This is a genomic window from Verminephrobacter aporrectodeae subsp. tuberculatae, from assembly GCF_026127385.1.
GTDB lineage: Bacteria > Pseudomonadota > Gammaproteobacteria > Burkholderiales > Burkholderiaceae_C > Acidovorax > Acidovorax aporrectodeae.
Genome location: NZ_QZCX01000002.1, coordinates 538,214 through 550,819 on the forward strand (window position 1 = coordinate 538,214; position 12,606 = coordinate 550,819).

Here is a 12,606-nt window from a genome sequence, read left to right on the forward strand (position 1 = left end):
CTACTCCTTGTACCAACCTTTGGGCGCCCTGCACCGGAAACCCCAGGCATCGAGTTGGGCGGCGACGGCGCCGGCTTGCTCGACGCCGAGCACCCAAAGCGCGCCTTGTTTGCTGCGGTTGTCCTGCACACGCAGGCCATGGCTTCGCGCAAAGGAACGCCATGTGCCCGGCGAAAACACCTGCGGGCGCGGACGCCGAACCGGTCCACCGATGCCCCGCGGCGCGACGCTTGGACGCCAACCAATGCGGGGCACGAGGTCGTCGTCGAACTTCTGTTCCCAGGTTTGCCCGGACGAGTCGCTGTGGATCATCCGGTGAATGTGCCGGCTGTCCTTGAGTTGGTGGACGCTGACCGACGCCCGCGCCCTGCTGTGCAAAGCGTTGAGCAAAGGCTGATCGAGCGAATCCCGGGCAAAGACAAACATCGCGTTGCCCTTGGCGCCGAACTCGACCAGCAGATAGCGTCCGACCTGCATGACGAAGGCGTTGTTGTCGTGCGTCGTAGCGTCCAGCGCGAGCAGCCGCCCTTGTGCACGGAGCCTGAATTCGTCGAATGGCTCGCTGTGCCGATGCTGCGCGTTCACGCCCAGCGCAAACCACATGTCTTCGATGGCTGGCGCGAAACGCAGCCAGTAGTCCATGCGGCGGCGGTCGCCCATGCCATCAGCGCTGAGCAACTCGAAGAAGTCGCTGATCAAGCGGTGCTTGAGCCAAGCGCTGACCATCTCGCGACTCGGGTCGTCGCGCCAGCGTGAGCGGTACAGCCAGGGATTGCCGATGTGGGAGACAGCGGCGTCGCGCAGGGCCATGTGCTCGGGCCGCTCGCTGCACCGGGCATAACGAAACACCAACGTCTCCACGCAGCGCCGGCGCAGCGTCTCGCCCAATTCGACCCCGCCGCACCCGACTCCGATGCGCAGGAGAGCGGGCAAGGTCTGCTGGAAAGCCCGGTCTTTCAGAAGGCATCCCGCGTCCATCTGGGCGACGACGGCCTCTTCCTGGACCCAGGAGTTCACCGGGATTGCCAGACCCTCGATCGCATCGCGCAGTCCCGTGCTGTCGCCGCGCAGCAGGTCGGCACCGAACTGCTCGCAGGGGTTGTCGCTCAACAACATCGTGTGCCGGGTCAGCACCGCGAACCACGGCCGCTTGGGCTCCGGGGATTGGGCAATGCGTTCGTGTTCGGCACACAGCCAGGAGCGCAGTACGCCCCAACCGACCCTGGCCTCGTCGCGGGTCTGCCCAGCATGCAGGGGGAAGCCCCAGTAGCTCGACAGCAGGGCCCGAAAACCGCGGATGCGCCGCCGCATCTTCGGCAGGTCCCGGACCCGCTCGAAGACGTAGCGGAGCAGCCGGACATCGACAAGGACGCACCAGCCGCCAATGGGGATCGAGAGGCCGAAACAGACATATTTCAAATCGCGCCGAGTCTTGATCTCGCCCGTTTCGCGAAAGATACGAATCACGGTCACGATGGAGTCCGTGGGGGCCCCGGTGCCCGCGCCACCATGCTCGCGCTCGACCCTCTCCCAGGCCTTTTTCATGCCATCGTCGGGGTCGGAAAACGTCTCGGGCGAGCGCAGCCCCGAGGCGAAAGGTTCAAGCTCTTTGCGAAGCGTGTCGAGGGGGTCGTTCAGTGCAAATCGTTTGGGCATTTGACGCCGGGGTCCAGGGGGATGTCGGTGTGCTGGTCGCGCGCGCTCCCCAGGTCGCGGAATTCCAGTCTGAGTTCGACCCGCCGCATCCGGGCCGCCTCGCCGGCGGCCGTGTTGAACGACGATCCACCGACCAGAAACAGGCTCTGGATGAATTGGCGGTCCGTCGCTACCAGGGCGTTCGCCGCCTGGGCATCGAGCAGCACGCATAGCACGCGCTGCGAGCGCAGATAGCTCAGATTCAGGTTGTAGAGATAGTTGCCAGTCTGGCTGGCAAAGCCCTCAACCACCACGCGCTTGAGCCATTGCTCGCATTGCTTGCTGCGCGCCAAGTCGAGCACGCGCGGGACGAACTGGCGCACGAAGTGCTCGTGCGTGGGGTTCTCGAAGCGATGCCTGTCGTTGCCGAACAGCACCAGCGTGCCGAAGTCTATGGAATGGCCGTGTACCGAAACGCCTTGGAATTCCGACCGGTCAGTGAGCGCCTTCACGTCGGCAATGCAGGCCGCGATGGTCTGCTGGCGCTCCTCCTTGTCCTTGTTGATGGTCGCCAATCCATGCGTGACTGCTATCAGGGCCACGGCCATCGCCACCAGAAACAGCACCATCAGCGCCGTCATCAGGTCGGAAAAGGAAATCCAGAACGGCTTTTCCGCATCCTCCTTGCCCGCCTTGCGCCGCAAAGCCCTGATTCCCATCATGGCCTGTTATCTCCGGGGCGGGAGTTCGTCGAGCGCATCGCCGAGGTCCTCGATGGCGTCCGACAAGTCCGTGATGGCGCCCGACAACAACCCGACCGCGCTCGCGAGGTGACCGTGGAACGCGCGGTTGCTATCGTGCAGCGTCTGCTCGACGCTCCCCGTAAACTTTCCGTGAGCCTCGCCCAGTACGGCACTGAGGTCGCGCAGGTATTCCTCGGACTGCCTGCTGGCCACGCCCAACTGGGTCGCTGCCGCCTGAATCTGCTCGATGATCCCGGAGGTCATGGACGCATCCCGTTTGGCGTTTTCGACGGTCTGCTTCAAGTCGGTGACCATGTTCGCGAAGGTGTCGCGGGTCTTGGCGTAGTCGGCGAAGATTGCTCGCGCGCCGTCGGTGGACATGGTGAGTTGGATCGAAGCCGCCTTGATGGCCTCGGTAGCGGTGGTCGAGGCGTGCATGGTTTCCGACACACCCTGCCCCGCCTTGGCAAAGTCGGTGGCTGCTAGGTAGAGCGTTTCGGCGCCGGAGTTCATGCCCTTGATCGCCTGGTCGGTGGCCTGCGCGAGACTCGCCACCGCGCCCTGCAGCGACTCGTTGGTCGCCATCGACTGGCGGAGCAACTGCTCGACTTGGCCGGAAAGCGACCCGATGGCCTGGTCCGTGGCCTCCTCGAAGCGGTCGTGGCGCTTGCCTTGGGACTCTGCCGCTTGCTCGGCCTGCTTCCTGAGCTGCTCGACCACCCCGGCGACTTGGTCGCCCACCGCCGCCAGCGTGTCTTTGAGCTTCTGCGACGACTCGGTCTGCGACTCCGACACCAAAGCCCTGATCTGCTCGACGAACGCTCCCATTTGCGCGTTCATCGCGGCTTGGCGGGTGTCCATGGCGTCCAAGGCCTTGCCCAGCCGCTCGCCCATGGCGTTCACCGTGTTGGTCCCGGCCGCGCCCATATTGGTCGCGAGCTGCCCAAACTGGATGGCGGTGGCCTGCATGGACTCGCTGGCCTTGCGCATGAGCTCGGACATGCCCGTCATCTGGCCGCCAAACATCTCGCGCATCTGAGACGCGAAGCTCGCCAACACGTCGGTGAGCATCTTGTTGACGGCCTCGCCCTGGTCCCCGCGGACGTCCCGCACGACATTGGCGAGTTCCCCCATTGGCGGACCAAGGCCCTTGGAGATGGCCTCGCCCACAGCGCCCGCCAGTTGGCTGCTGTGCGCGGCCTGGGCGTCAATCTGCCGGGTCATCTGCGCGGTCAGTATTTCCTTCAGGTCGCCGACCAGGGAGTCCTTGAGTTGTGCCGCCTGCGTGGCCGACATCTCGGCCGCCGTGGCCACCCGCTCGAGGTACTCCTCCCCGGCGCCACCCTCGAACATGCTGTCCACGAGTTCGCGCAACGACTCGACCTGCCGATAGCGCGCGGCGACCAGCGACTTTTCGGCCCAGGTGAACAGCATCGCCAGCCCGATGGCCGCCGCTGACGCATAGAACGCGTGGCGGACCGAGTTCATGAGCTGCCCGAGTTGCTCCTGGATCAGGGTCAGGTCCTTGGGCACCTTGAAGCGGCTCAGGCCGATGATCAGACCGGAGAACGTGCCGATGATCCCGATGCCCGTCAGGATGCCTGGCACATGCTTGTAATACTCGGTTCTCAGGCGCGCATCGACGACGGCCTGCTCGGAGAAGAAGCTGTCGGCCAGGGCGGTGGCGCGCCAGCGGACGATGCGGCTGAGCCCGTTGTCTCCATCCTTGCGCTGGGGATGCAGCGTTTTGGCGTATTCCCTCCACAGGTGGGACAAGGCCGGATCAGACATGGCCTTGGCCCCGATCTCTTCGAGATCGACAACGTTGCCATCACGCCGTGCGTTGATGTCGCGCAAGGCGCTGATGGCCGCCGAGAGCTTCCCGCCAAGCTGCCAAGCCGGAACCACGAACCGAAAGACAAAACCGATGCCGATCAAGAGCAAGAGCAGTGCTACGGCGGCTATGTGCCAGTACTCGGCCAAGAGCCCGACCCAAGGACCCGCAAAGACAGTTGCGTCCACCCGCATCTCCCACAAAAAAATGATCGCTTTGTGGGGGACAAAACGAACGCCACGCCCTCAACGAATCCCTTGCGCAGGGCGGCGGCAGTTGTACGGAAAATCGGTTTGCGCCTTGGCGGATCGGCACGCCCGGAATCGCCCAAGCGCATGCGCCGATGCATGGCGCGTCAAAATGTAACGATATCGATCGAAGATACCACGGGATTCATAGGGAATTAGCCAATCCCCGTCGCGAACGTTCCAAAGCCCGTACCGGCCAGGCGCTGATTCTTTTTCGTTGCGGCCAACGCCACAGGCCGGGACCATGGAACGCACGGGTTTGATAGGGTTTTCATGAGGGAATGAAACCAGATGTGTGCCCCAGAATTTGCGGCATTGCAGCGGCCCAGGCCGTTGCTGGTGCGGCCTGAGCCCAGGTCGCGGAGCCCCCCGAACCCTGACCCACTTCGCAAAAATCTCTGAGCACCCGCAGGAACACCCATGGCGAGCAACATCAAGGGCCCGGGAATTTATCTGGCGCAATTCACGGGCGACAACGCACCGTTTGACTCCTGGGAATCGATCACGCGCTGGGCCGCGAGCCTGGGCTTCAAGGGCGTGCAACTCCCCTCCTGGGATCGGCGTGTCTTTGACCTGGAGCAGGCCGCCGCGTCGCAGACCTATTGCGACGAGTTGCGCGGCGTGGCGCGCGCCAACGGCGTCGAGATCACCGAGCTGGGCACCCACCTGCAGGGCCAGCTGGTGGCCGTGCATCCGGCCTACGACGAGGCCTTCGACAGCTTTGCTCCCGAGGCCGTGCGCGGCAATCCCCGGGCGCGCCAGGCCTGGGCCGTGCAGCAGATGCTGCTCGCGGCCAAGGCTTCGCAGCGGCTGGGGCTGAGGAACACCGTGAGCTTCTCGGGCGCGCTGGCCTGGCCCTTCCTGTACCCCTGGCCGCAGCGCCCGGCCGGCCTGATCGACACCGCGTTCGACGAACTCGCGCGCCGCTGGCGGCCCATCTTCGACGCCTTCGACGCCGCCGACTGCAACGTCTGCTTCGAACTGCACCCCGGCGAGGACCTGTTCGACGGCGCCACTTTCGAGATGTTCCTGGAGCGCGTGCAGCAGCACCCACGCTGCTGCATCAACTACGACCCGTCGCACTTCCTGCTGCAGCAGCTCGACTACCTGCAGTTCATCGACATCTACCACGAGCGCATCCAGGCGCTGCACGTCAAGGACGCGGAGTTCCGCCCCACCGGCCGACAGGGCGTGTACTCGGGTTTCCAACCCTGGGTCGGGCGCGCGGGGCGCTTCCGTTCGCTGGGCGACGGCCAGGTGGACTTTGGCGCCATCTTCTCCAAGATGGCGCAATACGGCTACGACAGCTGGGCGGTCCTGGAATGGGAATGCTGCCTCAAGCACCCCGAGGCCGGCGCGGCCGAGGGCGCGGAGTTCATCCGCCGCCACATCATCCGCGTGACCGAAAAGGCGTTCGACGACTTCGCCGGCGGCAGCAGCGACGCGCGGCAGTTGCAGCGCATGCTCGGCCTGCACGAGGGCGCGCAATGAGCGCGGCGCACGGCGCGGCGCCGCCGGGGCGCCGCATCCGGCTCGGCATGGTGGGCGGTGGCGAGGGCGCCTTCATCGGTGCCGTGCACCGCATCGCCGCGCGGCTCGACGACGAATACGAACTGCTCGCCGGCGCGCTCAGCGCAAGCCCCGAGAAAGCGCTGCGCTCGGCGCAGGCCCTGGGTCTGGCGCGCGCCTACCCGGACTACGCGACGATGGCGCGCGCGGAGGCGGCGCGCGCGGACGGAATCGAGGCCGTGGCCATCGTCACGCCCAACGACCAGCATGCGCCCGTGGCCGAAGCCTTTCTTGCGGCGGGAATGCACGTGATCTGCGACAAGCCGGTGAGCACCACGCTGGCGCAGGCCCTGCGGCTGCAAGAGTTGGCGCGCGCACGCGGCCGCATCCTGGCCGTGACCTACAACTACAGCGGCTACCCGATGGTGCGCCACGCGCGGCGCATGCTGCGCGACGGTGCGCTGGGAACGCTGCGCATGGTGCACGTGGAGTACCTGCAGGATTGGCTCACCGAGGCGCTCGAAGAAACCGGGCAGAAGCAGGCGCTCTGGCGCACCGACCCGGCGCGCGCCGGCGCGGGCGGCTGCATCGGCGACATCGGAACGCACGCCTACCAACTCGCCGCCTTCGTCACCGGACTGAAAACGCATTCGCTGTGCGCCGAACTGAGCCGCTTCGTGCCAAACCGTGCGCTCGACGACGACGCGCAGATCCTGCTGCGCTACGTCGGCGGCGCGCGCGGCATGCTGTGGGCCAGCCAGGTCGCGCCGGGCAACGCGAACGAACTGCGGCTGCGCGTATACGGCAGCAAGGGCGGAATCGAATGGAGCCAGGAACTGCCCAACCAACTGCACTGGTCACCGTTCGGCCAGCCGACGCAGAAAATCGAGCGCGGCACGGCCGCAGCGAATGCCGACGCGGCCCGCGTGACGCGCCTGCCCGCAGGCCACCCCGAGGGCTACCTGGAGGGCTTTGCCAGCGTCTACACCGAGATCGCCCAGGCGCTGCGCGCCGCACGCAACGGCGCCGCAGTGCCGAAGGAACTGAGCTTTCCGGACATCACGGACGGCGTGCACGGCATGGCCTTTATCGAAGCGGCCATGCGCTCATCACGCCAGGGCGGCGAGTGGGTGGGGGTGGGGGTGGACGAGGCCCTTTGAGACGGCGGCGCACCGGGTTCCTTGGGGTATGTTTTTTGAATCACCTGGAGGCGTTGGCCGAAGAGCCGCTGATCACGAGCAGCACCAAGCATGTGTGGCCCACAAAATCGACGACGTTTCTGGTTTTTTCAGGGGATAGGCCAAACCAATTTGTCAATCTTTCGAAGAAAACAGAATCGGTTTTTGCGTGCAATACGATCAGGTTCAGCAACATGATTCCGGCTATTAGAAGCAGACGCTGTATGCTTAGCCCCAGTAAATATCCGACAAATATCATGACGGAATTCAATAGTGCTGGAAGAAGGACTGGATTTTTCATTGGTTTCAAACTGGGGGGTACTCTGGAAGGCGCTCTTCATCGTTTCGTGTGGGACACAACAACCTCACGTGATCTCAACGGGTGTGAAGGGGCTGGCAGGCAGATTTTTATACAACAACGCCGACTAAAACACCAGACAACGCAAACTCAGAAGGGTCAGGTACGCGGCGTTTGCCGCCTTGGCATCAGCGACTCTTTTCGCCGCCTCGGTTTTTTTCAGCCCAGCCAGGGCGTCGGGGCTTGATGGAGCTACTTTTGTGAACCGTGCCGATTCAACAGTTGCCCATGGCGCGTCATTTCGGACGCCAAGGATGCGCTCTGCGTCCTGCAGCGCCATGGTTGCCGCAGGTTCGGCAACTGCGGGAGGGGTGGCTGACCACGCGGTAGCCGCCGTTGTTGTCGCCAGTTTCGGGGGTGCTACGGTTGCTGCCGGCGGCAACGCAATGGGGGATGGCACCGAGGGGGGTGAGCGTGAGTCCCCGCTCTGTGTGAGCTTGTCCAACTGCTTCAGAATCCGATCCTGCAAAGCCACGGATGCCTTCGTTGCCCGAAGGTTCAGCTCAATTTCCAGAGTTTCGAGAATCTCCAGGCTGTCCAAATTGGACTCGTACAAGACTTGCAGTTGCTCCAATGCATGGTGGTGGTACGGCCGGGACATCAAACGCTCTCTTCCGTTATTTCTTCAGCAGCATCAAGACCCTGGAGATCTACCGTCCTTGACATGACCCAAACGGAGTTATCTTGCGGAGTGTCACCGAGGGGCTCAATACCCAGTTGATGGAGCGTGCCGAACAAATCACCCAGCACCTCTTGTCGGCGGCGCACAAAGCTTGAGGCGAAGCATCGCCAAAAGACCCACCCCGCCCGCTCCAACACACGCTGCCGCGCCATGTCCGCGCTCCATTGTCCCGGGCCGTGGAACTGGTCGCCATCGCATTCGACCGCCAAGCGGCGCCCGTCACTGCCTTCCACTACGAAGTCGATTCGGAAGCCTCCGCAAGGAACTTGCGGCCGGACCCGAAAGCCCGGGCGGGTCAGGGCGTCGAACATATCCCGCTCAAAACCGGATTCGCACAAGTCTCGCGCGACGGAAGTGACTTTCGGGTCTTGCATGAAGGGCTGACGGAAATGCCGAAGCAATCGACCGGTAAGGCTATCCGGGGGAAAAGCGCCATCTTCCACCGAGCGAAAGAGATATGTCCGGTCCCTTGCGCGCGAGAGCGCCACATTGAAGCGCTGTTGCTGGCCCAGTGAGTTGGCCGCAGACCTGTCGCCAGGTTGCAGCACCGTAGACACCATCATGATGTCCCGCTCCCGGCCTTGGAACGACGGGGGAGGACCCACCGTAATCTTGCGATCAATCACCGCTTCGGGCGGAATTTCCCGGGTGATCAACTCGTGAATCAGCTTTGCCTGGTCGATACCCACCAGAGTGACGACTCCGATAGTGCGGCCAGCAAGGGAATCGTCAGCCAGGATGGCCATGATTTCGTCCACGATGGCCTTCGCCTCCAGGGGATTTCGGTCTCCCTTGCGCTGGCCACCTTTGACGAATACATCAATCAAGGGAGGGTCGAGTCGCTCTGTGGATTTTGGTACCCGCAATGGTCGGATTTCGCCGTTGTAGAACTCGCGGTTTGAGTATTCGATGATGGGAGAAACACATCGGAAGTGCTCCTTGAGCATGACCGAATTGCCTGCGAACACCACGCACGCCAAGTCGTAGATGGATTTGTCCGGTGTCATGTTGCTGCCGTGGGGCTGGGATTTCAGGCATCGAGCCCCAAGGTCCACAAACCCTTTCTCGGTCATTCCTACGACCGAGGGTGACACCTGCTTGTGATCGCCGACAACCAAGAGCTTGCGACCGCGCAGGAGTGCGGGAAACGCCCAAATGTCGGACTGGGATGCCTCATCCACAATCACCAGATCGAATAGTCCCAACGTGGCAGGCATGGTTTCAGACACGCGCCACTGGGGAAGAATCCAGCAAGGAACCGCCGCGTGGGCGCGCTGCATCGCAGCTTGGGCGTTTCGCCGATGGCGCTCTGCCCGGACACCCGTGCCAGCGCCTATCGCCCGGATAGCGGTCAGATACTCCTGCAGGGCTTGGCGGATGCTTGCGGGAGAGTTGTTGTACACGCCCAGCCAAGCGCGGTCGGCGACCAAATCTTGGTAGGTTTTGGCCAACTGCGCGGTGAGTTTCCGGCGCTCGTCAAATCGGGAGCGCAGTTTGAAATGGACGTCGATTCGCTCCAGCAAACTATGGGCGATACGCCACATCCACGCATCACGCCAATTGGTGGGCAGGTGCGGGTCGAAGTCTGACGTCGGCGCGACGGTGCGGAGCTTGGCCGCCCACACCGGAGCCCCTCCTGTCCTGAGAACATTGCAAGTGGTTTCGATAATGTCCAGTTGGGGCTTGAGCACGGTCAGCCTCTTGAGTTCATCCAGGAGCGACATCCAGTCTGTTCGCAAAATAGCGTCATCTTCGGAGGGCGATCCCAGGCGCTCCTGGAGAAAATTTCCCAATTGGCACGGAAACACCCCGTGAGCGCGGTTTACAAGCCCCGCATATTCGGCAACTTTGCCCATGGCGTAGCCAAGCCGCCCTTTCTCGAGATGAGAATCCAGGCTGTCAACCACGGCAAGAAGGCTGGCCTCCTCACGGTCGCCGTCCAGATGGGTAGCCACCCGCGCACCAAATACACGCTCTATGCCAGCGAATAGCCCGCACTCCACGCCGAAGACCACGTCGTGGGCGGCTTCGACAATGCCCAACTGTTTGGCCGCGCTGCGCACACCAGCGTACAGGTCTTGACGGGACACAGAATCCAAACCGAACTCGACGCCAATTGCACCATAGCGAGCCAGTTCTTGGTTGGCGGCCAAGCGCCATTCCATGGCGGACCGTACCAGCTTCCACTGCGCAGCATCAGCTGGTTTCACGCCGGCGACGGTAATCTCGTGTATTTGCTTGCGTGCATCACCCTTCCCGAAGGGAAAGGCAAAGGCGCTCTTGCCCTCTTCGAGGCGCCCCAAGGCATCCAGAAAATCCGGGTTCTTTTCGGAATCCACCGGGGCGTCAATTGCTTTCGCAACGAACCGCTTGCGCTCGTCATCGAGTTTCCGAAAACGTTTATTGAACTCGATGAGTTCCATGATCAAGACATCGTCTTGCGGCATTTTCCTCAACCTTGGAAGCAAGTTCGCTCCAAGGGGATGTGCTTTCACGCTACGCAGCACATCGATGTACTTGGTCAGCGTGGGGGAAAGTGCTGACGCTGCGGCAAAGGTTTCAACGGAGGAATCCTTGAGGGGGAATATTTCCCCAGTTTCCACATCTTTTTCGATGGTCTTCGCGCGAATGATATCGCGATGCAAATCGCTCAGAATTTCCCAGGTTGGCAATGCGGACAGGGCGGGGAGGGTAACGCCTACGCAGTGCAAATCGGTCTTGCACTGCGCACGTGCGTGGCGAAGCAATTGGACATCGGTTTCCGATATGGGCGGGTTATCCGCAGTACCGGCCGGAGGAACATCTTCAAACCATTGGTGGTCGTCCATCTGTTCCATGACCAGCTTGGCCAATTCTCCTGGTGTGAATTCCTTCCCATGGATCTGGTACTTCTGCATATTCTCGGAAGCGTCTTGGTTGATGGCGTGATCAACGGCTGAAATGCGTGCATGCAACTCGTTCAGTTGTTCTTCACAAGCCGTAATTTTCGCCTGGATTTCCCCGGGTTGAATGCCTGAGACCTCCGTTGCAATTTTGGCGATCGAATGCTCGAACTGGCGCATCCCGTCTCGCTCATTCGAAAGGAGTCCCACACTCAACGCGCGGATGCGCTCGGGGAGTTTTTCCTGAAGCACGGACAGGGCCGTGTCGCCCTTGGAGGTCACCAGCACCCGTTTGCCTTGTGCCAAGAAGTGGCAAATGATGTTTGCAATGGTGTGGGTCTTGCCTGTCCCGGGTGGTCCCTGGACCACCACACCGCTGTTGTTCTCCAACTTGGAGGCGATAGACACCTGCTCATCGTTGTAAGGCATGGGGAAGTACAGGTCGCGCACATCTTGCCCTGATGCACTGCTCGAGAGCCCCCGGAAAGCCACTTCGGGCGGGGCGCGCACCACCGAGTCCCCCTCGGTCACAAATTCCTTGATGACAGCGGGTACTTCCGCACCGCCTTCGAGCACGGATTTGAGCCGACGCACATCTTCGAGAAAGATGTCAACAGAACGCTTGCGCGCAAACACGACCCATGCACGGGAAACAACGAGGTTCGCGCCAGGAGTTGGCAAAGAGTAGTCCCCTGAGTACGACTCGTATCGACCCGTGGAGTCCAATTGGGCAACAGCCGTCTTCAGCACCTCCTCAAAGGTGTCCGGAAGAAAAGGATTCACAGGAGATGCATGCTCGGACTGCTGAATTCCCTTCCAAACGTTCTCAAGCACCGTCACTGCACCGAGCCCCATATCGACATAACAATCGAGCTCCATTTTGGCGTTCACTTGGCGGCGTGGAGAAATTTCCAGAGCAAATGTTTTCTCGTTTAGGCGCAGTTCGCACGCCTGCGTGATCAGCGGGTGCTCAACCTTGGACGCACTGCCCGGTTTTTCCCAGGACGCCATTCCCAGTCCCCAGACGAGTTCCATAGAGTTCTCCACCCCATCGGTAGAGAGCATCCGCGACAGCGAGAACAGTCTGTTGTAGAGCGCGATGGTCTTGCGGCGAGTCTTCTCTGCCGTGCGCCATGGCATCCACTGGAACGAGAGATACCAGTCAAACAATGGTGGAATGTCAGGATGATTTTCCAACTGCTCGGGGCTTGCATTGACATCCTCTTTCATTATCTGCCGCGTGCCATTCAGCACAGGAGGCTTGTCATGGATCTTGGAGATAGTCACCCAAGGCATCAACTTGGGGGGCATCACCGGAGCCGGAATTTCTTGCATGCGCGGTATGCGGAGCCACACCTCTCCATTGGACTCGAGCATGTTCAGCTGCAACTCCGGCAATGTCGCAAGCTCGGCTTGGTGGGATGCAAAAAAATCACTGGGAACAACATACACAGGTTTGCGCTTCAGTTTTTCTACTTCCTCAATGTAGGTGAGCAGGTCGATAACACGCGCAGCTTGCGAATTCATAAAAAAGAGT

General features: G+C 61.8%; 8 protein-coding genes. 2 read left to right on the plus strand and 6 right to left on the minus strand.

The features are described 5' to 3' along the window. From D5041_RS10390 to zorA, 3 genes are read right to left on the minus strand one after another with little or no spacing between them, the layout of a single operon-like run. On the minus strand, window positions 1–1,656 hold the full coding sequence (locus D5041_RS10390; protein ID WP_265284666.1) for an EH signature domain-containing protein: 1,656 nt from the start codon (window positions 1,654–1,656) through the stop codon (window positions 1–3). Then, window positions 1,635–2,357, minus strand: coding sequence for a flagellar motor protein MotB (locus D5041_RS10395; protein WP_265281542.1), 723 nt, complete (start codon window positions 2,355–2,357; stop codon window positions 1,635–1,637). Before D5041_RS10395 ends, D5041_RS10390 begins: the two co-directional genes overlap by 22 nt. A 6-nt stretch (window positions 2,358–2,363) precedes the next feature. Next, on the minus strand, window positions 2,364–4,406 hold the full coding sequence (gene zorA / locus D5041_RS10400; protein ID WP_265281951.1) for an anti-phage ZorAB system protein ZorA: 2,043 nt from the start codon (window positions 4,404–4,406) through the stop codon (window positions 2,364–2,366). Between the two features lie 474 nt (window positions 4,407–4,880). Between zorA and D5041_RS10405 the strand changes: the two genes are divergently transcribed. Together D5041_RS10405 and D5041_RS10410 are read left to right on the plus strand one after the other, a co-directional pair. After that, the gene (locus D5041_RS10405; RefSeq protein WP_265257423.1) at window positions 4,881–5,951 is read left to right on the plus strand and encodes a sugar phosphate isomerase/epimerase family protein; all 1,071 of its coding nucleotides are present in this window, start codon (window positions 4,881–4,883) and stop codon (window positions 5,949–5,951) included. Next, a complete protein-coding gene (locus D5041_RS10410) occupies window positions 5,948–7,129 on the plus strand; it encodes a Gfo/Idh/MocA family protein (protein WP_265281541.1) in 1,182 nt (393 codons plus the stop codon). Before D5041_RS10405 ends, D5041_RS10410 begins: the two co-directional genes overlap by 4 nt. Window positions 7,130–7,169: 40 nt before the next feature. Here the strand turns inward: D5041_RS10410 and D5041_RS10415 are convergent, their stop codons facing one another. The 3 genes from D5041_RS10415 to D5041_RS10425 all read right to left on the minus strand — a co-directional run bounded on the left by D5041_RS10415 (window position 7,170) and on the right by D5041_RS10425 (window position 12,596). Beyond that, window positions 7,170–7,343 (minus strand): hypothetical protein, encoded by a 174-nt coding sequence (locus D5041_RS10415; protein WP_265284667.1) that lies wholly within the window; start codon window positions 7,341–7,343, stop codon window positions 7,170–7,172. Between the two features lie 229 nt (window positions 7,344–7,572). Continuing rightward, window positions 7,573–8,106, minus strand: a complete 534-nt coding sequence (locus tag D5041_RS10420) for a hypothetical protein (RefSeq protein ID WP_265257420.1) — start codon at window positions 8,104–8,106, stop codon at window positions 7,573–7,575. Continuing rightward, the gene (locus D5041_RS10425; protein WP_265281540.1) at window positions 8,106–12,596 is read right to left on the minus strand and encodes a PDDEXK-like endonuclease domain-containing protein; all 4,491 of its coding nucleotides are present in this window, start codon (window positions 12,594–12,596) and stop codon (window positions 8,106–8,108) included. Before D5041_RS10425 ends, D5041_RS10420 begins: the two co-directional genes overlap by 1 nt. Window positions 12,597–12,606: the final 10 nt, after the last annotated feature.

What these genes read in the sequence shown, in the direction of transcription:
- D5041_RS10420 (WP_265257420.1), bottom strand. Translation starts at nt 8,106, where the DNA reads ATGTCCCGGCCGTACCACCACCATGCATTGGAGCAACTGCAAGTCTTG.
- D5041_RS10395 (WP_265281542.1), bottom strand. Translation starts at nt 2,357, where the DNA reads ATGATGGGAATCAGGGCTTTGCGGCGCAAGGCGGGCAAGGAGGATGCG.
- D5041_RS10410 (WP_265281541.1), top strand. Translation starts at nt 5,948, where the DNA reads ATGAGCGCGGCGCACGGCGCGGCGCCGCCGGGGCGCCGCATCCGGCTC.
- D5041_RS10405 (WP_265257423.1), top strand. Translation starts at nt 4,881, where the DNA reads ATGGCGAGCAACATCAAGGGCCCGGGAATTTATCTGGCGCAATTCACG.
- D5041_RS10425 (WP_265281540.1), bottom strand. Translation starts at nt 12,596, where the DNA reads ATGAATTCGCAAGCTGCGCGTGTTATCGACCTGCTCACCTACATTGAG.
- zorA (WP_265281951.1), bottom strand. Translation starts at nt 4,406, where the DNA reads ATGCGGGTGGACGCAACTGTCTTTGCGGGTCCTTGGGTCGGGCTCTTG.
- D5041_RS10390 (WP_265284666.1), bottom strand. Translation starts at nt 1,656, where the DNA reads ATGCCCAAACGATTTGCACTGAACGACCCCCTCGACACGCTTCGCAAA.
- D5041_RS10415 (WP_265284667.1), bottom strand. Translation starts at nt 7,343, where the DNA reads ATGTTGCTGAACCTGATCGTATTGCACGCAAAAACCGATTCTGTTTTC.